The sequence below is a fragment of the Paenibacillus antri genome (assembly GCF_005765165.1).
GTDB lineage: Bacteria > Bacillota > Bacilli > Paenibacillales > YIM-B00363 > Paenibacillus_AE > Paenibacillus_AE antri.
Genome location: NZ_VCIW01000042.1, coordinates 1 through 21,034, shown reverse-complemented (window position 1 = coordinate 21,034; position 21,034 = coordinate 1). Strand labels below are relative to the sequence as shown.

30 protein-coding genes and 1 riboswitch are annotated in these 21,034 nt (G+C 58.1%); of the genes, 10 read left to right on the top strand and 20 right to left on the bottom strand.

The genetic code is table 11. The annotated features are described in order from the left end of the window. On the bottom strand, positions 1 to 100 hold a 100-nt coding region (locus FE782_RS31605; RefSeq protein WP_138198331.1), incomplete at its 3' end, for an NAD(P)-binding domain-containing protein. Positions 101 to 265: 165 nt separating this feature from the next. Here FE782_RS31605 and FE782_RS31600 point away from each other — a divergent pair. Beyond that, positions 266 to 724 carry a hypothetical protein gene (locus FE782_RS31600; RefSeq protein ID WP_138198329.1) on the top strand — a complete coding sequence of 153 codons (459 nt, stop codon included), beginning with the start codon at positions 266 to 268 and terminating at the stop codon, positions 722 to 724. A 764-nt stretch (positions 725 to 1,488) separates the two neighbouring features. Here FE782_RS31600 and FE782_RS31595 read toward each other — a convergent pair. Continuing rightward, positions 1,489 to 2,085, bottom strand: coding sequence for a YkzI domain-containing protein (locus tag FE782_RS31595; protein WP_138198328.1), 597 nt, complete (start codon positions 2,083 to 2,085; stop codon positions 1,489 to 1,491). Positions 2,086 to 2,251: 166 nt separating this feature from the next. On the opposite strand from FE782_RS31595, the gene FE782_RS31590 reads away from it, so the two are divergent. Further along, positions 2,252 to 2,905 (top strand): DUF1054 domain-containing protein, encoded by a 654-nt coding sequence (locus FE782_RS31590; protein ID WP_238392734.1) that lies wholly within the window; start codon positions 2,252 to 2,254, stop codon positions 2,903 to 2,905. Positions 2,906 to 2,949: 44 nt separating this feature from the next. On the opposite strand, the gene FE782_RS31585 is transcribed toward FE782_RS31590, so the two are convergent. Both FE782_RS31585 and FE782_RS31580 read right to left on the bottom strand, forming a co-directional pair. Continuing rightward, positions 2,950 to 4,125: an MFS transporter gene (locus tag FE782_RS31585; RefSeq protein WP_138198325.1), complete on the bottom strand. Its 1,176-nt coding sequence runs from the start codon at positions 4,123 to 4,125 to the stop codon at positions 2,950 to 2,952. Positions 4,126 to 4,176: 51 nt separating this feature from the next. Continuing rightward, positions 4,177 to 5,406, bottom strand: coding sequence for an MFS transporter (locus FE782_RS31580; RefSeq protein ID WP_138198323.1), 1,230 nt, complete (start codon positions 5,404 to 5,406; stop codon positions 4,177 to 4,179). A gap of 166 nt (positions 5,407 to 5,572) precedes the next feature. On the opposite strand from FE782_RS31580, the gene FE782_RS31575 reads away from it, so the two are divergent. Continuing rightward, positions 5,573 to 7,045: an aminotransferase class I/II-fold pyridoxal phosphate-dependent enzyme gene (locus FE782_RS31575; RefSeq protein WP_138198322.1), complete on the top strand. Its 1,473-nt coding sequence runs from the start codon at positions 5,573 to 5,575 to the stop codon at positions 7,043 to 7,045. An 85-nt stretch (positions 7,046 to 7,130) separates the two neighbouring features. Here the strand turns inward: FE782_RS31575 and FE782_RS31570 are convergent, their stop codons facing one another. After that, positions 7,131 to 7,427 (bottom strand): DUF3055 domain-containing protein, encoded by a 297-nt coding sequence (locus FE782_RS31570; RefSeq protein ID WP_202914651.1) that lies wholly within the window; start codon positions 7,425 to 7,427, stop codon positions 7,131 to 7,133. Between the two features lie 186 nt (positions 7,428 to 7,613). On the opposite strand from FE782_RS31570, the gene FE782_RS31565 reads away from it, so the two are divergent. Continuing rightward, positions 7,614 to 8,036: a DUF1885 family protein gene (locus tag FE782_RS31565; RefSeq protein ID WP_138198321.1), complete on the top strand. Its 423-nt coding sequence runs from the start codon at positions 7,614 to 7,616 to the stop codon at positions 8,034 to 8,036. A 33-nt stretch (positions 8,037 to 8,069) separates the two neighbouring features. Here FE782_RS31565 and FE782_RS31560 read toward each other — a convergent pair whose 3' ends face one another. Beyond that, on the bottom strand, positions 8,070 to 8,360 hold the full coding sequence (locus FE782_RS31560; protein WP_138198320.1) for a DUF1292 domain-containing protein: 291 nt from the start codon (positions 8,358 to 8,360) through the stop codon (positions 8,070 to 8,072). Positions 8,361 to 8,417: 57 nt separating this feature from the next. After that, the gene (locus FE782_RS31555; protein ID WP_138198319.1) at positions 8,418 to 9,011 is read right to left on the bottom strand and encodes a stalk domain-containing protein; all 594 of its coding nucleotides are present in this window, start codon (positions 9,009 to 9,011) and stop codon (positions 8,418 to 8,420) included. Positions 9,012 to 9,257: 246 nt separating this feature from the next. On the opposite strand from FE782_RS31555, the gene FE782_RS31550 reads away from it, so the two are divergent. The 3 genes from FE782_RS31550 to FE782_RS31540 all read left to right on the top strand — a co-directional run bounded on the left by FE782_RS31550 (position 9,258) and on the right by FE782_RS31540 (position 10,761). Then, positions 9,258 to 9,413, top strand: coding sequence for a Spo0E family sporulation regulatory protein-aspartic acid phosphatase (locus tag FE782_RS31550; RefSeq protein ID WP_138198318.1), 156 nt, complete (start codon positions 9,258 to 9,260; stop codon positions 9,411 to 9,413). A 240-nt stretch (positions 9,414 to 9,653) separates the two neighbouring features. Continuing rightward, on the top strand, positions 9,654 to 10,397 hold the full coding sequence (locus tag FE782_RS31545; protein WP_138198317.1) for an MBL fold metallo-hydrolase: 744 nt from the start codon (positions 9,654 to 9,656) through the stop codon (positions 10,395 to 10,397). Positions 10,398 to 10,503: 106 nt separating this feature from the next. Beyond that, positions 10,504 to 10,761: a DUF3892 domain-containing protein gene (locus tag FE782_RS31540; RefSeq protein WP_138198316.1), complete on the top strand. Its 258-nt coding sequence runs from the start codon at positions 10,504 to 10,506 to the stop codon at positions 10,759 to 10,761. A 54-nt stretch (positions 10,762 to 10,815) separates the two neighbouring features. On the opposite strand, the gene FE782_RS31535 is transcribed toward FE782_RS31540, so the two are convergent. Next, positions 10,816 to 11,253 carry a GNAT family N-acetyltransferase gene (locus tag FE782_RS31535; RefSeq protein ID WP_138198315.1) on the bottom strand — a complete coding sequence of 146 codons (438 nt, stop codon included), beginning with the start codon at positions 11,251 to 11,253 and terminating at the stop codon, positions 10,816 to 10,818. 104 nt (positions 11,254 to 11,357) lie between these two features. Continuing rightward, a riboswitch (cyclic di-GMP riboswitch) is annotated at positions 11,358 to 11,440 on the top strand. Positions 11,441 to 11,538: 98 nt separating this feature from the next. Here FE782_RS31535 and FE782_RS31530 point away from each other — a divergent pair. Beyond that, positions 11,539 to 12,216: a PilZ domain-containing protein gene (locus FE782_RS31530; protein WP_138198314.1), complete on the top strand. Its 678-nt coding sequence runs from the start codon at positions 11,539 to 11,541 to the stop codon at positions 12,214 to 12,216. A gap of 6 nt (positions 12,217 to 12,222) precedes the next feature. On the opposite strand, the gene FE782_RS31525 is transcribed toward FE782_RS31530, so the two are convergent. Next, positions 12,223 to 12,534 (bottom strand): DUF1811 family protein, encoded by a 312-nt coding sequence (locus FE782_RS31525; protein ID WP_138198313.1) that lies wholly within the window; start codon positions 12,532 to 12,534, stop codon positions 12,223 to 12,225. A 128-nt stretch (positions 12,535 to 12,662) separates the two neighbouring features. On the opposite strand from FE782_RS31525, the gene FE782_RS31520 reads away from it, so the two are divergent. Then, on the top strand, positions 12,663 to 13,493 hold the full coding sequence (locus tag FE782_RS31520) for a LysM peptidoglycan-binding domain-containing M23 family metallopeptidase (RefSeq protein WP_138198312.1): 831 nt from the start codon (positions 12,663 to 12,665) through the stop codon (positions 13,491 to 13,493). Between the two features lie 72 nt (positions 13,494 to 13,565). Here the strand turns inward: FE782_RS31520 and FE782_RS31515 are convergent, their stop codons facing one another. The 10 genes from FE782_RS31515 to FE782_RS31475 form a co-directional block, all read right to left on the bottom strand. Further along, positions 13,566 to 13,940 (bottom strand): sensory rhodopsin transducer, encoded by a 375-nt coding sequence (locus tag FE782_RS31515; protein WP_138198311.1) that lies wholly within the window; start codon positions 13,938 to 13,940, stop codon positions 13,566 to 13,568. 37 nt (positions 13,941 to 13,977) lie between these two features. Next, a complete protein-coding gene (locus FE782_RS31510) occupies positions 13,978 to 14,931 on the bottom strand; it encodes an acetylxylan esterase (protein ID WP_138198310.1) in 954 nt (317 codons plus the stop codon). Between the two features lie 160 nt (positions 14,932 to 15,091). Then, entirely contained in the window at positions 15,092 to 15,307 is a 216-nt protein-coding gene (locus FE782_RS31505; protein ID WP_138198309.1) for an alpha/beta-type small acid-soluble spore protein, read from the bottom strand. A 168-nt stretch (positions 15,308 to 15,475) separates the two neighbouring features. Next, positions 15,476 to 15,691, bottom strand: coding sequence for an alpha/beta-type small acid-soluble spore protein (locus tag FE782_RS31500; protein WP_138198308.1), 216 nt, complete (start codon positions 15,689 to 15,691; stop codon positions 15,476 to 15,478). Between the two features lie 96 nt (positions 15,692 to 15,787). Beyond that, positions 15,788 to 16,168: a hypothetical protein gene (locus tag FE782_RS31495; RefSeq protein ID WP_138198307.1), complete on the bottom strand. Its 381-nt coding sequence runs from the start codon at positions 16,166 to 16,168 to the stop codon at positions 15,788 to 15,790. A 112-nt stretch (positions 16,169 to 16,280) separates the two neighbouring features. After that, positions 16,281 to 17,060: an N-acetylmuramoyl-L-alanine amidase gene (locus FE782_RS31490; protein WP_138198306.1), complete on the bottom strand. Its 780-nt coding sequence runs from the start codon at positions 17,058 to 17,060 to the stop codon at positions 16,281 to 16,283. A 123-nt stretch (positions 17,061 to 17,183) separates the two neighbouring features. Beyond that, positions 17,184 to 17,348 (bottom strand): hypothetical protein, encoded by a 165-nt coding sequence (locus FE782_RS32705; protein ID WP_202914650.1) that lies wholly within the window; start codon positions 17,346 to 17,348, stop codon positions 17,184 to 17,186. A gap of 240 nt (positions 17,349 to 17,588) precedes the next feature. Further along, entirely contained in the window at positions 17,589 to 17,696 is a 108-nt protein-coding gene (locus tag FE782_RS32700) for a sporulation protein YjcZ (protein ID WP_202914652.1), read from the bottom strand. Positions 17,697 to 17,920: 224 nt separating this feature from the next. Next, positions 17,921 to 18,442, bottom strand: coding sequence for a C40 family peptidase (locus FE782_RS31480; RefSeq protein ID WP_138198304.1), 522 nt, complete (start codon positions 18,440 to 18,442; stop codon positions 17,921 to 17,923). A 58-nt stretch (positions 18,443 to 18,500) separates the two neighbouring features. Next, positions 18,501 to 19,133 carry a DUF3298 and DUF4163 domain-containing protein gene (locus FE782_RS31475; protein WP_138198303.1) on the bottom strand — a complete coding sequence of 211 codons (633 nt, stop codon included), beginning with the start codon at positions 19,131 to 19,133 and terminating at the stop codon, positions 18,501 to 18,503. A 147-nt stretch (positions 19,134 to 19,280) separates the two neighbouring features. Here FE782_RS31475 and FE782_RS31470 point away from each other — a divergent pair, with 147 nt between their 5' ends. After that, a complete protein-coding gene (locus FE782_RS31470) occupies positions 19,281 to 19,904 on the top strand; it encodes a trimeric intracellular cation channel family protein (RefSeq protein ID WP_138198302.1) in 624 nt (207 codons plus the stop codon). 23 nt (positions 19,905 to 19,927) lie between these two features. On the opposite strand, the gene FE782_RS31465 is transcribed toward FE782_RS31470, so the two are convergent. After that, entirely contained in the window at positions 19,928 to 20,860 is a 933-nt protein-coding gene (locus tag FE782_RS31465) for an aromatic acid exporter family protein (protein ID WP_138198301.1), read from the bottom strand. Between the last annotated feature and the right edge of the window lie 174 nt (positions 20,861 to 21,034).

The following is a 21,034-nucleotide window of genomic DNA, read 5'->3' as shown; positions in this document are numbered from 1 at the left end:
GGTTATAGACCGCTACGGAGAACCCTTTGCTCTCCATGTTCAAGGCGAGGTTCTTCCCCATGACCGCGAGGCCGACGACGCCGATTTGCTGTTTCGACATTGTTCATCATCATCCTTTGTATTTGAAAATAATTCGAGCTCCCTTGTTCGCACCTTCCTTATTTTACACGAATGCTCGTCCAGTTCCAATAATATCGAATCCGACGTTATTTCGAAGGAACATTTTCCCAACAAGTCGCGTCGAAGGATCGGGAGGGTTGCGACGATGCGATTCGTTATTTCCGGAGCCAAGGCGCTTGTTATCATTTGCTTATTATCGGGTTGTGCGGGGTCAACGCAGCCCCTGCCGGACGAACCTATAGTTCCCTCGATTACGGTGAACGGCGAAGCCGTCGCGCTGCTGGACGGCGGCTACTGTTGGGCGGTCGACGAAGAGAAAAGCGTCTGCTCGAGCCCGCTTCCGCCGGACACCCTCGAACCGATGATCGAAGCGCAAAGCTCTGCAGCCGCCTCGGGCGCCGCCGTTCGGATCCGCTTTCTCGTCCCGCCGGACCGTTCCGGCGTGCTTGTCCGTTCGGGCGGACTGTGGGTGCCGGCCGCGATGCACGATGCCGAGAGGTTCATGCTGCCAAAGCGAGGCGGGTATTATCGGTTCCTCGTTTGGGGCGAATGGGGCGAACGGAATACGGCCTCCTACCATTTCGGGGTGTTCGTCGCGCCTTGATGCCGTATCGTCATTGGGCGTGTAAAGGTATCCGCAGAACCGCAGCTGCGGGGCGAGGCGGATACGCTGCACGACGTTGCGATCGGCTAGGGATGCGGAGGCGGGGCGGTGGATGTGCACCGCAGCGGTGCAATAATTTCACCATGGCGAGGCAATAAACGCTGCACGACGGTGCAACCGGCTATAGGATTGTGCGTGGCGGCGTGTCGGAGCGGTGGTTGTGCACCGCAGCGGTGCAATAATTGCACCATGGCGAGGCGGATACGCTGCACGACGGTGCAATCGGCTAGAGGATTGTGCGTGGCGGCGTGTCGGAGCGGTGGTTGTGCACCGCAGCGGTGCAATAATTGCACCATGGCGAGGCAATAAACGCTGCACGACGGTGCAATCGGTTTGAGGATTGTGCGTGGCGACGTGTCGGAGCGGTGGTTGTGCACCGCAGCGGTACAATAATTGCACCATGGCGAGGCAATAAACGCTGCACGACGGTGCAATCGGCTAGAGGATTGTGCGTGGCTGCGTGTCGGAGCGGTGGTTGTGCACCGCAGCGGTGTAATAATTGCACCATGGCGAGGCGGATACGCTGCACGACGGTGCAATCGGCTAGAGGATTGTGCGTGGCTGCGTGTCGGAGCGGTGGTTGTGCACCGCAGCGGTGCACAGCGACAAGCGCTGTGCTTTGGCGCTGCCGGCAAGCGCGCGAAACAAAGCGCGGACCGGAGGTCTCCCCCGGCCCGCGCCGCATCATGCTATGCGATTCGATGTTATGCCTCCAGCAGCAGCATCTCCTGGCGCAGCTCCTCCAGCTTCGAACGGCAGGCGTCCGCCGCGGCGCGGTGGCCTAACGCAAGCGCCTCTGAAAGCGTTGCCAATTCATAGTCGATTTCCATCCTCAAGACCGGAATGCGCTCCTCCGCTCGCGTCGAGCGGTACGCCTTCGCGATATCCTCCAACGTCACGACCGATTCTCGCTGGTACACGACCTTATGCTCAACTCCCGAAATTTCTACCATCCGAATGATTTCCCCGAACATAATGTTTTCGATGACGATCTGCCTGTCGCGGAACCGCTTCACGACGGCGTGGCCGCGCGTCGCCCCGATCATCCGCTCCATCAACTCGACGAGCTTCTCGTCCCGGAACGAATAATTGCCTACTAGCTTAAACCTCTCCCCGACGCGCTGGAACTTTAGCTTCACGAGCCTGCGGCCGGTTCGAATCGACGCGATGAAGTGCGACTCGTTCTCGGACCAATACAGCGAATACCCTTCTTGAATCAACGACTTGATGAAGTTGTGGATTGTCCGGCGATCGAATCGCAAGTCCAAGTTGCAGTATTCCACTTCAAAGCTTCTGTTCACGGCAATCCCCTCCCAAGCTGTATCAAAGGAAATCATGACTAATAACTAAATATTCTGAAAAATCACTCTTTCCTTTATACTATACTCATTCATATGAATTGGCAACTTGGTTTATGGGCCTAATTTTCGTAAAATGGAGAATGACTTCGAGGAGGAGGAGAACCGCTTGACCGTTATTCCGCAACAAGACCTGCGGCGCGAAGCCGTCGCCTTCGCTCCGTCGGACTTCGACGTCTTTACGATTCCGGGTCTCGAACCGCGCATGGAGGCGCTGATCGCGCGCGTGCGTCCGAAGCTGACCGCGCTCGGAGAGGCGCTGGCGCCCGACTTGTCCGCGCTCGCCGGCGAGGAGATGTTCCCCCATGTCGCGAAGCACGCCCGGCGCACGGTGCACGCGCCGAACGACACCTGGGTCGCCTGGGCGGCGAATAAGCGCGGTTACAAGATGCTGCCGCATTTCCAATTCGGCATGTTCGCGTCGCACGCGTTCGCCCAATTCGCCATCATCTACGAGAGCGACAAGAAGACCGTCTTCGCGCAGGCGCTCGAACGCGATCTTAAGAAAATCAAGAAGCTTGTACCGTCGTCGTACGTATGGTCCATGGACCATATGAAGCCCGAAGGGACGCCGCATCGCGAGATGACCGACGACGCGTTCCGCCGGATGGCCGCGAAGCTGGCCGGCACGAAGCAATCCGAGGTGCTCGTCGGCATCCGCTTCGACCGCGACGATCCGCTGCTATCGGACGGGCCGGCATTGTACGAGAAAATTCTCGGCACGTATGAAACGCTAATGCCGTTGTACCGAATGTCGTTTTAGCCGCTTCCGGAAATAAAGAAGACGCCTCCGCGGAGGCGTCTTCTTTATTTCGCGGCGCCGACGACGCCTTGGCGTTGCAGACCGACGAACCGTCCGAGCAGCAGCATCGCCGCGAGCGACACCGCCGCCCCGACGAAGAACGGCAGCGACGACTGCGCTTCGAACAATCCGCCGGCGACGAGCGGACCGGCGATGCGGCCGAGGCTGTCCATGGAGGAGCTGAGCCCCCCCGTCACGCCTTGCCCCGCTTGCGTCGTCTGCGTAATCAGGGACGTGACGCACGGACGAAGGAGCGAGTTGCCGACGGCGAAGACGCTCATGAACAGCGACGCCGTCCAGACGTCCCGGGAGAACAGCAGCAGGACGAAGCCCAATGCCTGTATGACCAGACCGAAGCGAATGAGCGTCGGCTCCGTTCCCGGCTTCGCGTAACGGCGAATGAAGCCGCCTTGTATGAGCGCGCCGACAATGCCGCTCACGAGGAACATGACGCCGATGTCCTGCGGCGTCGCCTCGAACCGCTCGATCTGATAATACTGAAGCGTCGACTCGAGCCCGGCGAGCGCGAACGTGAGCACGAACATGAGCACGAACAGATAAGCGATGGGTCCGCGGAACGCCGTCCACCGCGACGTCTTCGGCCCGGCCGTCCTGACGCGCCGGCGCTCCGGCGGCAGCGACTCGCTCAGCATCGCGAGCGCGAACAAAAAATTGCAGAACGCGAGGCCCGCCGCCGCGAAGAACGGCACCTCGTTGCCGAAGACGCTGAGCAAGCCGCCGATGCCGGGCCCGAAGATGAACCCGAGACCGATCGACATGCCGACGAGGCCCATGGCGCGCGTCCGGCGCTCCTCCGGCACGATGTCCGCGACGTACGCGACCGCGCACGCCGTCGTCGCGCCCGAGAAGATGCCGCCGAGGACGCGCGACGCGTACATGAGCGCAAGGTTGCCGTCGGACAACCCGAACAGCAGGAAGCTCGCGCTGAAGCCGAGCACCCCCGTCATTAAGACGGGCCTGCGTCCGATCCGGTCGGACAACGCGCCCCAGATCGGCGATAAGACGAACGATGCGGCCGAATAAACGGCCAGCATGACGTATAGATGAAACCGCTCCGCCCCGGAGCCCACGATCATCTCGGGCAAGACCGGGATAATGATGCCGAAACCTAAGAAAATCGTAATCAACATAACCATAATGACGCCTATTCGTTTATCCATTCCCGTTCCTCCATCTGGTTGTGAACCGCCGGCCTTCCAAGCCGACAATGTCTATCGTAACACATCCGATTTTCGGAAGGAAATGAACAGATAAAGAACGAACAGCGTCGCCAATGCGGCGCCGCTCGCGTAGAAGGGCGCCCGATGACTCCAACTCTCCCACAGCCAGCCGGAAACAATCGGTCCTACGACGAAGCCGGACCCTTCGATCGCGAGGAACGCGCCCCAGGCGCTGCCGCGCCGTTCCTTCGGGATCGCGCCCGCCACGAACGCGTTCCACGCGGGGATGAGCAGCGCGTACCCGATCGCGACAGCGACGACGGCGAGGAACAGCTGAGTCCGGTTCGCGACCGCCGCGACGCCCGCCGTCGACGCCGCGGTCAGCGGGATGCCGGCGAGCAGGAACGCCCGCGTGCCGTATTTGTCGGCGAGACGTCCGACGAGAAGGAGCAAGAGCAGCGACGCGCCTCCGCCGGTCAGCAGCAGCACGCTGAACTCGTCCGGGCGAAGCCCGATATCTTCGCGAGCGTACAACGTCACGACCGGCGTCAGCAGCCCGAGCGCCAGCGTCTGCAGGAACATGGCCGGGTATAGCAGCGCGCCGCCTCGAACGCCCCGCAGCGTCTCGAGCATGCCGGCCGCCATCGAGGCGGGCTGCGCCGTTCGCTTGCCGGCGCCGGTCGCGAACGGCCGTCCCGGAAGCAAGAAGCCGACGGCGAGCGCCCCGGCCGACAAGGCGAGGCACGCGAGGAACGGCAGGCGCATATCGTCGTCGGCCGCGAGATAGTTGATCGCGATCGGACCGGCGCCCGTTCCGACGAACGACGCGATGTAAATCGCCGACATGGCCCGGCCGCTCGCCGACGCGCCCGACGCTTCCGTCGCGCCGGAAACGACGCACGGCCACAACGGCGACGTGCCCGCGCCGAGGAGGAAGCAACCGGCGAGCATCCAACCGGCGCCGTCCAGCCACGCGAGCGCGGCGACGCCCGCGAAGCCGAGCGACAGCCCCGCCGACATCGGCAGCCGGTACCCGAAGCGGTCGATCATCCACCCTACCGGAGCGCGGAACGCGTTGTCCCCGACGTATTGCAGCGAGAAAGCCCAGCCTAACACGTAAGCGGACAAGCCGAGCTCCCGAGAGAAGTACACGGGCAACACCGAGACGAGCAGCGCGCCCTTCACGAATTCGATCGAAAACATGATGAATAACAGCTTCCAAACGAAGGCGTTCCCGGACGACAGACGACCGATGAACGACCGTTGCCGAGTCTTAAGCATCGCGTTCCTCCCCTCCGGCGGGTCCCGCCGCTTTTTCCGGTTATTTTCGCCCGAGGAAGCAACACTATATGCGAGAAAAAATCGTTATTGAAACATCTGCCATTTTTGCTATACTCAATTCTATTGCGTTTTCGCAAAAACCCAACACGAAAGGGGCGACTCCCGCGTGGACCAAACCCGCACCCCGCTGTTCGATGCGCTGCTTGCGCACGCCGCGAAAGACCCGCTGCAATTCCACATCCCAGGACATAAGAAAGGTGTCGGCATGGACCCGCAGTTTCGCTCGTTCATCGGCGACAACGCCTTGTCCATCGACTTGATCAACATCGCGCCGCTCGACGACCTGCACCAGCCCTCCGGCGCCATCTTCGAGGCGCAGCGGCTGGCCGCGGAAGCGTTCGGCGCCGACCATACGTTCTTCTCCGTGCAAGGCACGAGCGGCGCCATCCAGACGATGATCATGTCCGTCTGCGGTCCGGGGGAGAAAATCATCGTTCCTCGCAACGTGCATAAATCCGTCATGTCGGCGATTATTTTCGCCGGCGCCCGGCCGGTCTTCTTGTCGCCGGCCATGGACGAGCAGCTCGGCATCGCCCACGGCGTCACGACCCGCTCCGTGCGGCGCGCGCTCGAGAGACATCCCGACGCGAAGGCGGTGCTCGTCATTAACCCGACGTATTTCGGCATCAGCGCGAACCTGAAGGAGATCGTCGAGCTCTCGCACTCGTACGACGTCCCGGTGCTCGTAGACGAGGCGCACGGCGTGCACATCCACTTCCACGAGGAACTGCCTCTCTCCGCGATGCAAGCCGGCGCCGACATGGCGGCGACGAGCGTCCATAAGCTCGGCGGCTCGCTGACGCAAAGCTCGGTGCTGAACATTCGGGGCGGCCGCGTCAACCCGAAGCGGGTGCAGGCGATTCTGTCGATGCTCACGACGACGTCGACGTCTTACCTGCTGCTCGCTTCCTTGGACGCGGCCCGCCGCACCCTCGCGATGAACGGCCGCGCTCTCGCGGAACGCGCGATCGGCCTCGCCCGGCACGCAAGGGAGCGCATCAACGCCATCCCCGGACTGTATTGCTTCGGCAACGACATCTTGGGCGCCGAAGCGACGTTCGATTACGATCCGACGAAGCTGACCATCCATGTGCGCCGACTCGGCATTACGGGCTACGACGCGGAGAAGCGGCTTCGCGAACGTTACAACATCGAAGTGGAAATGAGCGACATGTACAACATCTTGTGCATCGTTACCCCGGGCGACAACGAGGATACGGTCGCGAAGCTGCTGGACGCGCTCCACGGCATCGCCGCGGAGCAGTCCGGCGCCGCGGAGATGAAGAACCTGATCGTGAAAAATCCGAAAACCCCTACGCTCGCCCTGTCCCCCCGGGACGCGTTCTACGCCGAGACCGAATCGGTGCCGCTCGCCGAAGCGGACGGACGGATCATCGCCGAATTCATCATGGTGTATCCGCCGGGCATTCCGATCCTGCTGCCGGGCGAGGTCATCTCGCAAGAAAACATCGATTATATTACCGAACACGTCGAGATCGGCCTTCCGGTGCAAGGTCCCGAAGACAAGTCGATTCGAAACGTGAAGGTCATCATCGAGGAGCGCGCGATCAACGAATGATCCGAGGCAGGGCCGCTCCCGCAAACAACAAAAGCCGCGCCCCGAATCGTTCGGGGCGCGGCTTTCTTTTACCGTATCGCGGAACTCAATATTGCTCTTTAAAATCCAGCAGCGGCACCCGCTGCTTCAACAGCGCGGCCAGCTCGCGAGCTTCTTCCGCATCGGCGATGGCGAACGTGCGCTGCAAGTTTTCCGTGTTCGCCAGATCGTCCGCGCAGAGGAGCGAAGAACGACCTGTCTGCATGCACACGACCAACGGCTTGCCGAAGAAACGATTCGTATACACGATGGCGAAATCATAACGCGCCCGCTCCGAAGCGTATCCGAAAAAGTCGACTTTCGCGTTCTCGGTCTCGTCGTACATATGGTCAAACATCATCATTGTCATCCTCCCTCTCGGTTAAAAATCGAAAGCTCCCGGCATCCATCCAAGGATAAGATCCTTGTGGTAACACTATAAGGGATTCGCCGCGGCGAGGCAAGCCTGTCCCTTTTCCGGATCGTTGTCACGTATGGATAAACCTGCTAATATGGAACCATCAGACGCAAAGTGGGTGTAACGGGTCTCATGAGTCAGAGCGCATACCTTTATTTCACGGAGGGCTCTTCCGTACCGTCCGTCACGCTGGAGGAGCTGGAGCAATATCTAGGCCGGTACAAGGAGCAGACGTCCAAGACCGGTCAGCAGCTCGATTGGAGTTACGACGAGGCCGCTTTCCCTTATACGATCGAGAAGAAGCCGGAAGGGGAAGGCGTATGGTTTTACTTGAAGGCGAAGGACGAGCCGTACAAGTACATCGTCTTCGGCGTCGGGACCGAGAAGACGGACGACGGCGGAGAGCGGCACTACATCCAAGTCGTCTTGCCGGACGGAAGCACGCACGCCGACAAGTCGAAGGGCAACGAGCTTTGTAAATATTTGGCCAGGACGCTGAAGACGGAGCTCCACTTGTTCAACGGCCGCATTATGTATTTTAATCCTAGAAAATAAGACAAAAAAACAGAGGCCGCGGCCTCTGTTTTTTTATTGTTCCTCTTCTTCTTCCTCGAGCAGCTCGTTATAAATATCCAACACGGCGTTCCACTCGTCGTCGTCCTCGATGTTCGCAAGCACGACCTCGTCCCCGTCTTGTTCGATGCGAAGGATGAGTCCGTCCGCTTCCGCATCGTTGCGATCGATCAACACGACGTATTCGTTCTCCTCGTAATCGAACGTGTATACCGGCACCAGCTCGCGCTCTACGCCGTTCTCGTCGGTGACGACATATACTGACTCTTCTTCTTCTCCTGCCGCTGCGCGGTCTTGATCCGTCATGCGCCGACCCCTTTCCGCTTCTAGCTTCTCTAAAGATTGTTGCCTATGCGCGTTGATTTATTCTTTCTTCATGGAGAGAATGGCCTTCTCGCTCAGAAGCTCGAACTCGCTGTCTTCCGTCTGCTTGATATAAAACTTGATCTTATACTGACCCGTCGATTTGAAATCGATCTTGAACGGAGAGGTCGCGTACCAGAAGTTCTCCCGGTTCTCGTCGGTCATCTTGTAAACCAACGCGTCGACGGTCTGGCCTTGCGGATCGACGACGGTCGTCTTGATCGAATGCGCCTTCGTTCGCAGGTTATCGACCTGGACGAATACAGAGAAGTCGTAGGTGCCTTGGTAGACGTTCCCGAACGGCTTCATCGCGTTCCTGTCTCCCGTGAACAGCAGCAAGTGAACGTTAGGTTTATTAATATGTACCGTATCCGATTCCGCTTTAATGAGTGCTTGCAAGGTGTCCGACAAGGCGCGAATCGGCAAGTACGTCTTCCCGTCGATTTGGATACCGCCTCCGTCGAGCTCCGCTTCGTTGACCACGACGCGTACCTTCTTCCCCTTCCACGTCTGCATCACCTCGTCGGCCCCGGCCGTAGCTCCGCCGATCAGCGTAAGGGCGAGAATGCCAAGCGCGATATTCCGGATTTTCATGCGATTCCCTCCATATGTTCAGTGCACTCCTATATACTCTTAATTGCAGAGAGAGTTGCGGTGTCGGTTCGCGAAAGTTTTTCCGGAAATTACTGGAAGTGGGCGCAAGGAAATCAAAAGCAGATTATAGCATGTTTTACCGCCTTCGTAAACGAAATTTCACGTACCCATATTGTTTCCTTTTTCGGACCATTTTGGGATATTATTGATACCATTGAATTACAGCAGAGGTAAAGGAAGAGGTATATGTCGAACGCCACGATCGAAAAGGAATTCGCCAAGCTGAAGAAGATGCTGGAGACGACCGCCGAAAAATACAAATACGATTTTCGGCATCCGGACGTGTTAGCGATCAGCCGGCGGCTCGATAAAGTCATCGTTCGAATGATGGCGGGCAAATAAAGGCGACATCTCGAGAAATCCGAGACATCTGCCGTACCAGCGGCCGAACGCATAAGCTCCTATCCTTACATATCCCATGACCCGTACCCACGCCGGCGCGGGTTTTTCCATTTCCGGCCCCTCCCTTCCTCCTAACATCGTATTCCGACCCTCCGAAAGTTGACGACGCTAATCTTCCGTTTTTTCCGTAATCATGGTAAAGTGGTTATGCTACAGTTGGTCATGCAGGGAGGTCGGCAAGTGAGCATTCGTATCCAGATGATCGGGACCGGCAATGCGTTCGCGAAGAAGTATTTCAACAATAACGCGATCGTTGTCGCGAACGGTTACCGCCTGTTAGTCGATTGCGGCGTAACGGCGCCGTATGCGCTTTATCGCGCGGGAATCGGAGTTCAAGAGATCGACGGGGTCCTCGTCACGCATATTCACGGAGATCATATCGGCGGCATCGAAGAACTTGCCTTCGCCTTAATGTACGTACATAAGAAGAAGATCCCTCTCTTCGTCCCCTCCTCGATTCGAGAGGCGTTATGGGAGACAAGCCTTAAAGGGGCATTGGAGGATCTTAGCACCGGCTGCGATTCGCTCGATTGCTACTTCGACGTCGTCGAGATCGACGAAGGCGTTCCGTTCGAGATCAGCGACGGCTTCGTCCTGGAGCTGATCCGGACTCTACATATTCCGAACAAGCCGAGTTACGCGCTGCTGTTGAACGAAATCGTGTTTTACAGTTCGGATATGACGTTCGACCCCGCCCTATTGACCGACTTGACGAACGCCGGCCGATGCAAGCACATCCTGCACGAATGCCAGTTAACCGGTCCGGGGCTCGTCCATACGACCTTGGACGAATTGTTGACGCTGCCGGAAGCGATTCAAGAACGCATCTGGTTAATGCATTACGCGGATAACCGCGACGACTACGTCGGCAAGACGGGCGCCATGCGGTTCATCGAACAACAGACCGAATACGAATTCGAATAATCGCTTATACGTTACTGAGACCGGAGCCCATGCCTCCCGGTCTCGTCTTTTATGTTCTGAATAATGCCCTTCCCGAAGGCCAATCTTAAAGCGGGAGGCGATTACGATGGAACAGCAAACATCCGGACAAGGCATGCGTCGGCAAGAGGAAGTCGTGGCGGTTCGAAAAAACGGGGACGGCGATATCGTCGAGCTCAAGTTTTCCTCCGGCAAAGTCGTCGATTATAAAACGGCTCAGTCGATGGCGAGGAACAACGAAATTTTCAATGTGAGCGTCTTTAAAGGGCGGGATCAAGAAGAGCATCTTCGATCGAACCCGGACGGGCGAACGGACAACAATCTCGACAATTTACCTCTCTTTTAACGTAAAGAAGACTGAGCTCTCCCTAGCTCGGTCTTCCGCGTTTTCCACAACAATTTACAATGCCTTCTTCATCCGCACGTGAGGAATGCCCGCGTCGAGGAACGTCTCCGGAGATACCGTCTCGTACCCGAGGGAGCGGTAGAACGGTTCCGCCTGGCATTGCGCGTCCAGCAGCGAATACGCGAACCCTTCCCCTTTCGCCCAAGTCTCCAGCGCTTGCATTAACGCCCTCCCGACGCCCTTCCCGCGGTACGGCAGTCTCACGGCGATCCGCTGCATCTTCGCCGTATCGGGTTTGTATTCGATGAATCGGCCCGTTGCCGCAGGGACGCCGTCAACCTCCAACAACACATGCTTGGCGGCCTGCGGCGACGCGTCGAACTCGTCCATCTCCAGGTCCCTTGGCACCTTCTGTTCGTCTACGAATACTTCCAATCGAATGAGGAACGCCTGCTGCAGCGCCTCGTCGGTTTCGATTCTCGTGATTTTCATTTCGCGTGTTCCCCTTCGTTCGGATCTGTTAGAAAAAACCGCATTCTTCGCTTGCAACTTTCGAACTAAGCCATATAATAATAACTAATAGTATAAAATGTTCCAATCGAACAAGGCAAACCCGACGAAAGTCGGAGACGCAAAGCCACGGGCCTAAGGCGAAAGCTACGGCGGCCGGGTTGCCGAATAGGAGCGTACGAATCGTTCCGGATCGTCCGCCTTCGGCGGGCGTTTTCTTTTGTTCCACGATGGACCGATCCATGTCACACCTAGGAGGCTGCATCCATGTCGTTCATGCGGGTAACCGAGATTTTGCACCATCAGAAGAACGCGATCACCGTCGGGTCGCGCGTGTCCGTCGAGAAAGACGATTATATCTCGACCGGCATGGTCTCCTATATCGAAGGAGATATTCTTGAAATCGAAATGCCTCAATCGAAAATGTACAAGCCGGGCGACCCGGTCAAGCTGACGGTTTATTCCAATAACGGGTTTCTCATCTTGCCGTCCTCCGTCATCGCGAAGGATCATGGCATGATGATGGTGCTGAATCCTCCGGAAAATCAAAGGTTATCGACGCGTCGGCAATTCCCTCGGATCGAAGTGAGCGATTCCGGACGTATGCGTTCCCTTCGATGGTCGAACGGGGGCGAGGACAAGCTCGGCACGCCTACGGCGATCGACGTCCGCAACGTCAGCCTCGGCGGCATCGGCTTTACGCTGGGCGTCGATCCCGGAACGCGGGCGATGATGGTCGCCGACGTCGAACTCGACATTAACGGCGGCGTCCCCTGCAAGATCGAAATTTCCCGCAAGCAGACGACCGAAGACGGATCCACTTACATCGGCGCGCGCTTTCTAGAAATCGAGCCGGATCATCTCAACGCGCTGCGCGGTTATATTTTACGGACGCAAATTAAACACCGCGCCAAACAGCGGCTCGAAGATGCGTCGGCGATGTAACTTTCGTTACCTGCCGGCGTTATTCTCTTCCTCGCGTCGGAGCACCGCCAAGGGGAACGCCGCTTCTTGACCGTCCTCCGTCGTCCCCCAGCCCATGACGCCGTTCACGTACAAGAGCGTGAACGGGACTCCCGTATCTTCGACGCGATAGCGCCCCGGCGGGAACGAAGCATCCCTTACCGCGTACGACCTCGCGAGCAGCCATCGCTGTCGCAGCACGCCCTTCTCGCCTTCGGATGCGCTTCGCTCGAGTTCCGACCGCAACCGTTCGATTTCCGCGGCCAGCTCGCCCGGCGACATCTCGCTGAATCGCTTCATTCGAATCCCTCCTTTATCGACAAGTAACCCCTATTGTCCTCGATCCGACCAACATTTACAACTACATCCCGACATCGAATTCTATTATTCTATCGATAGACACCAACGAGAAGGGGTTGCTTCCACGCATGAAGAAAATCGCGCTCGCGCTCGCGGCGCTGCTCGTCACGGCTTCCGCATTCGCCTCCGTCGCTTCCGCAGCCGTCTATACGGTGAAAGCGGGAGATACGCTATGGGGGATCGCCACCGCCAACCGGATGACGGTGAGCGAGCTGATGACCTTGAACGGCCTCTCCACGACGTCGCTCATGATCGGCCAACGGCTGACCGTTCCCGACCAAGGCAACTACGTCGTCAAAGCGGGCGATACGATGTACGGCATCGCGACCCGCGCAGGCATTCCGCTCAAGGCGCTGATCAACGCGAACCCGCAGCTCGCGAATCCGAACGCGATTTGGCCGGGCCTCCGCATTACTGTCCCGACCGCTCCTTCGAAATTTAAGACGGGCTTGTTCCCGCTCGCCAAGGGTACGTATACGCCGTTCACGAACAATTATGCGGACGCGCGAACTTGGACGCCGGACGGCGGCGCCGTTCGCACGCACGAGGGCGTAGACATCTTCGCGCCGGAAGGAACGCCGGTGTACGCGGCGGCGGACGGCACGATTCTCAACGTCGGCTGGAACACATACGGAGGCTACCGTTTAACCGTTAAGGCAGATAGCGCGACCGCGTTCTACTACGCCCACCTATCGAAATACAGCCAGACGTTCGTTAAGGGCGGCGCGATCAAGCAAGGACAGCTTATCGGATATGTCGGCAGCACCGGATACGGTCCGGAAGGCACGAAGGGCTTGTTCCTGCCGCACTTGCACTTCGGCATCTACGACATTACGACGTCTACGTGGACGACTCAGAGTCCGTACGAGTACCTCGTCTGGTGGGAATTGAATCGGTAATCGAAAGCGAAAGAAGGGTTGCCCTCAAGGGCAGCCCTTCTTTCGCGGTACAATCATAGATTCGATTTTCGATTACGCCACGGGGAAGCCCATCGTCGTCGCCAACGTATTGGCCGGCTGCGTCGCGTCCATTCGGCTGTACTGCACGATGATCGGCGCGTCGCTCCGCACTTCCATCGCGTACGGAACGCCGACAGGGATCGACTCCCCGTCCTTCTCGAGCGTGCTCGTGCGCACGTGCGCCGTTCTTCGGCCTTCGACGCGTACGGGCACCTCCTCGATCGGATCGCGGTCCTCGAAATAAATCGTCACGCTCAAATTCGCGGCTTCCTCGTTCGCGTTCAAGACGCAGATCGATTCGTGACTGACGAGCGATCCGGTGCTGATCGGCGGGATGTACCCATCCGGAATGTACCATACGCGATACCCCTTAGCATTGTTGACCATGCGAGTCTCCCCCTTGAATCGTGTTAATGGAAACCTATTATCGGAACCAACGGTCCCTTACGAACTCCATCCCTCTTCGCGTCTGCGCGGCTTCTACGGCATGGCCCGTGAACGGGAAAATTTCGAGCGCCTTGTCTTCGGACGCCGCCGCATGGTACATCGGAAACACCTGCTCCGGCAGGCAAACCGTATCCTTCAGTCCGACCGACATCAGCAGCGGGCGGGTGATCCGATGGCCCAGATGCAGCAAATCGAAATAGCCGAGCGTGCGAAGCGCTTGCGGCAGCAGCTCCGGATAACGGCGGCCGAAGTCGGCGACCTCGGTCAAGGACCCCGTCGAATGCAAGACGCCATGGTCCATATGGCACATGTTCGGAATGTCCGCCACCGTCAAACCGATTCTCTCGTGCAGCGCGGAAACGAGCAGCGCCAAGCCGCCTCCCTGGCTGCCGCCGACGACCCCCAGTCGCTTCGGATCCAGTTCCGGTTGCTCCGACATCCACTGCGCGGCCCGAAGGCAATCTACCGTAACGGCTTTATAATAGCAGCGCTCCGGATCCGTTATGTTTTGCGTGATCCAGCCGCGGACCATACCGAATTCGGAATCCAACGTGTTTCCCGTCTCTCCGCCTTGTCCCCGGACATCGACCGCGAATACGGCGACCCCCATTAGAATCCAACGGGCATACGCTTCCGGCAACCCCTTGCCGCCCGTATAACCTGGAAACGTCAAAATGCAGGGGTAAGGCCCCTCGATAAACGCCGGGACCATGTACAGTCCGCGGATCGTCGTACCCGAAAAACCTTCGAACGCGACGTCGTACGCCTTCATGCCGGGCATCGGCGTTTCGATCTCGACCCGTTCGTGTTCGAAAGCGCTTCCTATCGCTTCCTTCGTCGTCCGTTCCCAGAATTCGGCGTGACCTTCCGGAGGCTCGGTTACCGGACGAAACCGGTGCAGTTCATCAATTCGCTTCTCGATCGCATTCACGTAGTCAATCGTTCCCCCTCTGACGGATGCTTGCTTGTACTGGCAACTGTATCCATTGTACTCGTTAGGGAGGAACTCGCAACCTTTTTTTATCGAACGCCGCACAAAAAAGCCCGGGCAAGAACCCGGGCTCTTTCGTCTAGGAGGAAATCCATTCGGTTTATCGGCCGGCCAACGTTTGCTCCGCGATTTGAACTAGGCGGCGTGTAATGTGACCACCGATTGCACCGGTGTCGCGAGTCGCCATATAACCGTAATAGCCGTCTTGCGGAATCTGAATGCCGAGTTCCTGCGCTACTTCGTACTTCAGTTGGTCGAGCGCCTGCGATGCTTGCGGCACTACCAATGTGTTCGAGCTTTTAGAACCTGTACCCATGGTGTCACCTCCTCTGCTGTAGTAACTCTATTTTGTATCGAGAGACGCGTCGCTATGCACGACGGAATTACCAATTTTCGGCATAGCGTCGCTCCTCGCGAGCGCTCGGAGCGCAGAGAAAAACCCTTGCCTCGGCAAGGGTTTTTCTCCGGCTGACCGAACTCTTCCTTAACGGCGCGCCAGCGATTGTTCAGCGATTTGAACGAGACGACGCGTAATGTGACCACCGATCGCACCGGTGTCGCGAGTCGCCATATGCCCATAGTAACCGTCTTGTGGAATCTGAATTCCGAGTTCTTGGGCCACTTCGAACTTCAATTGCTCCAATGCCTGAGACGCTTGCGGTACAACCAAATCGTTAGAGCTGTTAGAACCTGTACCCATGGTTGTCACCTCCCCTGCTGTGGTAACTCTATTATCCGACGGCCGCGCTCCCCTTATGCGGCTCTCGGACCGCCAGATTCCACCATCGCCCGCCGTCTACCCTTGCGCCGGTCTCATGTCTTCGATCTGGCCGAGGGAGAGGAGCTCGACTTGCTTGCGGTCGACATCGTAGAGGCTGACCGTCCCGTCGTCGAGATCGTAGTTTAGAATCTTGCAGGCCATGTCGAGCGCTTCGCCCCGCAAGGAGACCGCCTTCACGCGGACGAGCTGTTGATTGATCTTCCACCGAACGAGCCTGTCGAACGACTTCGAGGGAGTCGACGATCCGCCGCGCGGCGCGGGCGACTCCGAATGAATCGTAAATCCCGCGATACGGCGGGCGTATTGCAGGTAAGACAACATCTCGCGGACATAGCCCTCCGAATCCGGAAGCGCGTCGATCGCGACATGCAGTTTCGTTGCGTTGCGCCGTTCCATCGGTTCTCCGTCCCCCTAGCCACTCTTGCGTTCCCTTATAGCCTCTTCCGAAACCGAGAAAGTCATTACAAAAAAAAGCGGCGGGGAAAGTCCCCGCCGTTCAGGCAACGATTTATTCGTCGTTGTCCGTGCGAATCGTTACGTTGCTCCCGTCCCACCCGACCGTCGCTCCGAATAGCTCGGTCAGCAAGCGCGCGGGCACGTACGACACATTATCGATCAAATAACCGGATCCCCTCGCCGCGCCGTTCACGACGACGCCGATCGCCGCTTGCACCTCCGGCTGCCGACCGGAAGCGCCGCCCGTCGAACCGCTGGATACCGCGCGCGGCGGCGCGTATGGATGGCCGATATGCCGGCAGAACGCCATGACGACCGCCTCCGCGTACGACTTCCACTGCGTCTGTAGCTGCGTAATATCGTCCCCCGGCGAGTCGGCGAAGCCGTATTCGACGATGACCGTCTGCACCCCGCCCGTCTCCCGATGCATGAAATAATAGTCTCGGGTGCGATCGCCGGGCAGCGTTCGAGTAAACACCCGGCGGACGTTCTGGCCCCGCGTCGAGATCGCGTCGACGATGCGCCTCGCGAGCGCTCCGTCCGAATGAATCGAATGGATCGCTTCGACGCCGTCTCCGCCGCCCGCATTGATGTGGTTCGAGATGCAGTACCGCGCGCCGCTCTCGCGCACGATCTCGGCGCGGTCGGACGCCGCCAGCGTCGTATCCGTCCGCCGCGTGAGCGTTACCGGCACGCCGAGCTCGCCGAACCGCTCCGCTTGGTATAACGAAATCTGGAGCACGAGATGTTTCTCCAGCCACAGCGAGTTCGAACCGCCGCCAGGGTCGTTGCCGCCGTGGCCCGGATCGATAATCAGAATCGGAACCGCCAACCTCGACACCTCCCTTCCCTTGCCGAACGAAATCGTAAGTCGTTCCCTTCATCCTATGCGCGGGAGGTGGGCGGCGTCATCCGACGTTAGTCCCGGACCAAGCCTAATTGCCCGGCGAAGCCGTCACATTCTCGGACGGTCCTTCGCGTTCACTTCCTCGTTGCGTACCATCTGACCGAGGTCTTCGATCGTCTTCTCGAGCAGCTTTCCCTTATGCTTCGAGAAGAGGCTTCTCCGTTCCTTGCGAAGCACGTCGAGGATTAACTTCTTTTGTTCCAAGCTCAGCACCCGCGTCTCCTCCTTTTTCCACACCCTTATTATACAAAAAAACTCGGGACGCGGAGCGCCTCGAGCCTTATTCGTCCTATGTAGCCGCCGCCGACCGAGCATGGGGCCATTGCCCCCGGAAGCATCGATGAGCTTCTAGGGGCAATGCAACCCTGGACGGTTCCAAGCCGATGTCCACCGTTCGAAGGTTGCCGTCCGGAACGGCGCGCCGCGCCGCCGTTCCCGCCTCGCGCGCACGTCTTACGCGTAGATCGTGCGGGAGATAATCACGAGCAGGATGAAGAGAACCAAGATCGCGCCCGCGCTGGAATAGCCGCCGTAGCCGTAACCCATACCGTAACCGCCCATTCCGTGACCGAAGCCCGCGTGAGCGTTCAAGTGCGCATTCGCGTTTACGCCGGCATGCACTCCCATGTTCGCACCGAAGTTACCCAAACCCGTCATAGTCGAACAGCTCCTTCATGTTTGTGGTTTCGTGCATCAGCACAATCCCATCATATGTCGGGGGTACATCGGTGGAGTGGTGATTCGCCCAGCCTTCGGAAAATAGGTGAACGTCCCGCCTGCCCGGATTACGTATTGACGAGAAACAAAAACTCGGGATGTTTGTGCATCAGACGGAAATTCGGATCCGTCGACAGCACGGCGTCCAGGTCCTCCGGCGTAAATAAATAAAAATCATTGTAAAACGGATACCCTGCCCCGTAATAATAACTCAACCACACCAGCTTCGAACAGTAGATCGACGACCAAGGATCCTGCAGCGGAATGCGGTCGGAAAACGAGAACGGCGGAATAACGACGCCCATCGCTTTATTATGATTGCTTTGCTGATAGTACCAGATCGCGTATTTCGCCGCCGACCGGCCGAGCTCCGGCGCGATCGGTCGATAATGCGCATGCTTCGGATGCACGCGCAAGAATTGTTCGACGCGCGCGACCTGGACGTACGGGTACGTTATGACCGCTTCGATAATATGCTCGTCGTCTACGACGATCGCGGCGTGCCCGAGGTATCCGGTCGGCACGTTCAGCTCGTTATCGCATGCGGTTAAGATGTCGCCCGCGCGATACCCGTAATGTTCCTGCGTCATCAAGCATCACCACCCGGGACAGTATATTCGTCCAGGTCCGCCTAGGTGCATTCGCTTTCTATACGCCGGCCAGCATCCTGCCGAGCGGCCCCGCCTCGACGACGTACTCCTGCAAGGCGTACGCCGATACCGGAAACATCGGAAAGCCGTATACGTACGGCGCCAATTCGTATAGCTGATAGTACACGACGAGCGCCTTGTCCGCGATATAATACGGCTGGTCGGCGTCGATGCCGTCAAAGTCCGCGAGCAGCGGCACGTCGCGCTCTTCGATCTGTCTTCGGACGTCGGCGTCGATGACTGCCCTGTAGGGAGTCCCGTTCCGGAACAACTCGGAGAGCGCGTACGACTTGCCGGTCGCGGCGTCGAAGGTGAGCGAACGAAGCAGCGTCATGCCGTGCGCGGCCGGAGGCGTATACGCATAATTGCTTTGCGTCAGGCTGAGCACGCCCCGCTCGTTCGACTTGATTTCGTATAAGCCCGTCATCGTCGTAACGCCCCCGCCCGCCGCCGCTTGGCTCGTGCGCTGCTCCTCGATCATCGCCCCGGCTTGCGCGCGAATCGCGGCGTTCATTCGCTCTTGCGCCGCCTGGCTCGGCAAGCCGTATACGATCGGGTAGTACGCTTCGATGCTCGGAACAATATAGGACCCCGTCTGCACCGGGATCGGAAACCGCATGGGCGCCGCCATCGTCAACACCGTCCCTTTCGACCTTCGATTCGGATTCGCGGATCGGGCTTACCGTAATAGCTATGCGGAAAGGGTTGGACATGTTGCGGAAAGATTCCTATAATAGCTTGTAGCTTTAAGCGAGTTCATGAAAGGTGTAGAACGGCATTGTTCCTTATCGAGATGTTTTTATATTTGGGCGTATTCGCGGCGGGAGTGTCGGGAGCGCTCATCGGCATAAAGAAAGAGCTCGATTTGTTCGGAGTGTTGTTTCTCGGCGGAGCGACCGCTCTGGGAGGAGGGCTCGTGCGGGACGTAATGCTCGGCAATTTGCCGCCCGTAGGGTTTCTGGATCCCGTTTATTTTCTCGTCAGTACGGGAGCCGGGCTGCTTACCTGGCTGTTCTATCACCGCATCAATCGGCTGCAGAAGTTCATTCTCGTCTCCGACGCGATCGGACTCGGCGTATTTACGGCGGTCGGCGCCAGCTCCGCCATCCGGCACGGCTTCGACGAGCCGTTCATCGTCATCTCGATGGGCCTCATCACCGGCATCGGGGGCGGCGTGCTTCGCGACGTATTCGTGAAAGAAATCCCGTTCGTCTTCCGGAAGGAAGTGTACGCGATCGCTTCCATCGTCGGAGCCGCCGGCTATTATTTCACCGCTCCGCTTATGCCGCGTCCCGCCGCAATGTATCTATGCCTTGCCGTTACGTTCGCCATTCGCATCGCGTCGATCGTCTTTAAGATCGACTTCCCCGTTTACAAAGAAAATAAACCGTCGAAACCGTAGCGCCGACCTTTGCGTTCGGCGCTTTACCCTTTTCGAATAAAGCTCTCCAATTCGTTCGCGAGACCGTAGAGGATGGCGCGGTTTTCGAACTCCGTCCGCGTCTCCGGCATCGGCAGCCCCTTGTGCAGCTCCCGAATCGAACGAAGCTTGTCCGCGTGGCGAACGAAGTCGTCCGGCGCGGGATGACGCAGGCTGGCGGAGATGCTCTCGATGAACTCCCCTAACCGAATGCCCTGCTCCAGCCGAATGTCCATGCGCGACACCATCGGCAGCATGCGTTCCAAGATTTGAAATTGCTGCTGCTTCCGATCGAAGTAATGGTAGAACGGATTGCTTCGGCGCGTTAAGTTATTTTCCACTTCAAGAATCGCAAGGTTTCTGGCTTTGCTCAGCACGTCGGACAACTCGAGCATTTCCTTCCCGTCCCACAGACCGTACCCGTCTTTCATATATTTGGCGTATTCCTCGAGGACGACCGCCATCAGCCGATCGATGTCCTCCTTATACCGTTGAACCTGCTTATCGATCCCTGGCATATACACGTTGACGACGAGCGCCACGCCGAGCCCGATCGCGATAATCGCGAGCTCATTCAGCAAGAGAGCGGCGTCGATCGAGCCATGCACGTATAGATGCATCATAATGACGGAGCTGCTGGCGATGCCGCCTTGGACGCGAAGACGAACGGTGATCGGGATAAAGACGAGAAACAATGGCAGTATCGTCCAAGGCTGAAATCCGATCGCCCAGAACGACGCGCCGGCCAGCGCCATCCCGATCAAGCAAGCGTAGAGCCGCTCCAAGACGGCCGCGAGAGACTCCCTCCGCGTCTTCTGAATACATAACAACGTCAAGATCCCCGCGGAAGTGTAAAATTCTAACTGCAAAGCGTAAGCGATCGCGATCGCCAGGCTGACCCCGACGGCCGTCTTTAATGTTCGAAATCCGATTCGCATGTTTCTCTCTCCCCAAGTATCCGATCATAACGATTATTATATAGAAAAGGAAAAGAAAAAACCCTTGATTTCTCAAGGGTCAGACTGTCGAGAAACCTCTCGGCAGTTTTCTTTTGTCTATTAGTTTTAACACGGCACCGCGTTAATGTGGTATAATATCGTTATTAAACCAAC

Bases quoted from the DNA above. Each gene is read 5' to 3' on its own strand.
- FE782_RS31600 (WP_138198329.1), top strand. From the start codon at position 266: ATGCGATTCGTTATTTCCGGAGCCAAGGCGCTTGTTATCATTTGCTTA.
- FE782_RS31585 (WP_138198325.1), bottom strand. From the start codon at position 4,125: ATGGATAAACGAATAGGCGTCATTATGGTTATGTTGATTACGATTTTC.
- FE782_RS31580 (WP_138198323.1), bottom strand. From the start codon at position 5,406: ATGCTTAAGACTCGGCAACGGTCGTTCATCGGTCGTCTGTCGTCCGGG.
- FE782_RS31570 (WP_202914651.1), bottom strand. From the start codon at position 7,427: ATGATGATGTTTGACCATATGTACGACGAGACCGAGAACGCGAAAGTC.
- FE782_RS31565 (WP_138198321.1), top strand. From the start codon at position 7,614: ATGAGTCAGAGCGCATACCTTTATTTCACGGAGGGCTCTTCCGTACCG.
- FE782_RS31560 (WP_138198320.1), bottom strand. From the start codon at position 8,360: ATGACGGATCAAGACCGCGCAGCGGCAGGAGAAGAAGAAGAGTCAGTA.
- FE782_RS31555 (WP_138198319.1), bottom strand. From the start codon at position 9,011: ATGAAAATCCGGAATATCGCGCTTGGCATTCTCGCCCTTACGCTGATC.
- FE782_RS31550 (WP_138198318.1), top strand. From the start codon at position 9,258: ATGTCGAACGCCACGATCGAAAAGGAATTCGCCAAGCTGAAGAAGATG.
- FE782_RS31540 (WP_138198316.1), top strand. From the start codon at position 10,504: ATGGAACAGCAAACATCCGGACAAGGCATGCGTCGGCAAGAGGAAGTC.
- FE782_RS31535 (WP_138198315.1), bottom strand. From the start codon at position 11,253: ATGAAAATCACGAGAATCGAAACCGACGAGGCGCTGCAGCAGGCGTTC.
- FE782_RS31530 (WP_138198314.1), top strand. From the start codon at position 11,539: ATGTCGTTCATGCGGGTAACCGAGATTTTGCACCATCAGAAGAACGCG.
- FE782_RS31525 (WP_138198313.1), bottom strand. From the start codon at position 12,534: ATGAAGCGATTCAGCGAGATGTCGCCGGGCGAGCTGGCCGCGGAAATC.
- FE782_RS31520 (WP_138198312.1), top strand. From the start codon at position 12,663: ATGAAGAAAATCGCGCTCGCGCTCGCGGCGCTGCTCGTCACGGCTTCC.
- FE782_RS31515 (WP_138198311.1), bottom strand. From the start codon at position 13,940: ATGGTCAACAATGCTAAGGGGTATCGCGTATGGTACATTCCGGATGGG.
- FE782_RS31505 (WP_138198309.1), bottom strand. From the start codon at position 15,307: ATGGGTACAGGTTCTAAAAGCTCGAACACATTGGTAGTGCCGCAAGCA.
- FE782_RS31500 (WP_138198308.1), bottom strand. From the start codon at position 15,691: ATGGGTACAGGTTCTAACAGCTCTAACGATTTGGTTGTACCGCAAGCG.
- FE782_RS31495 (WP_138198307.1), bottom strand. From the start codon at position 16,168: ATGGAACGGCGCAACGCAACGAAACTGCATGTCGCGATCGACGCGCTT.
- FE782_RS32700 (WP_202914652.1), bottom strand. From the start codon at position 17,696: ATGGGCGGTTACGGTATGGGTTACGGCTACGGCGGCTATTCCAGCGCG.
- FE782_RS31480 (WP_138198304.1), bottom strand. From the start codon at position 18,442: ATGACGCAGGAACATTACGGGTATCGCGCGGGCGACATCTTAACCGCA.
- FE782_RS31475 (WP_138198303.1), bottom strand. From the start codon at position 19,133: ATGGCGGCGCCCATGCGGTTTCCGATCCCGGTGCAGACGGGGTCCTAT.
- FE782_RS31465 (WP_138198301.1), bottom strand. From the start codon at position 20,860: ATGCGAATCGGATTTCGAACATTAAAGACGGCCGTCGGGGTCAGCCTG.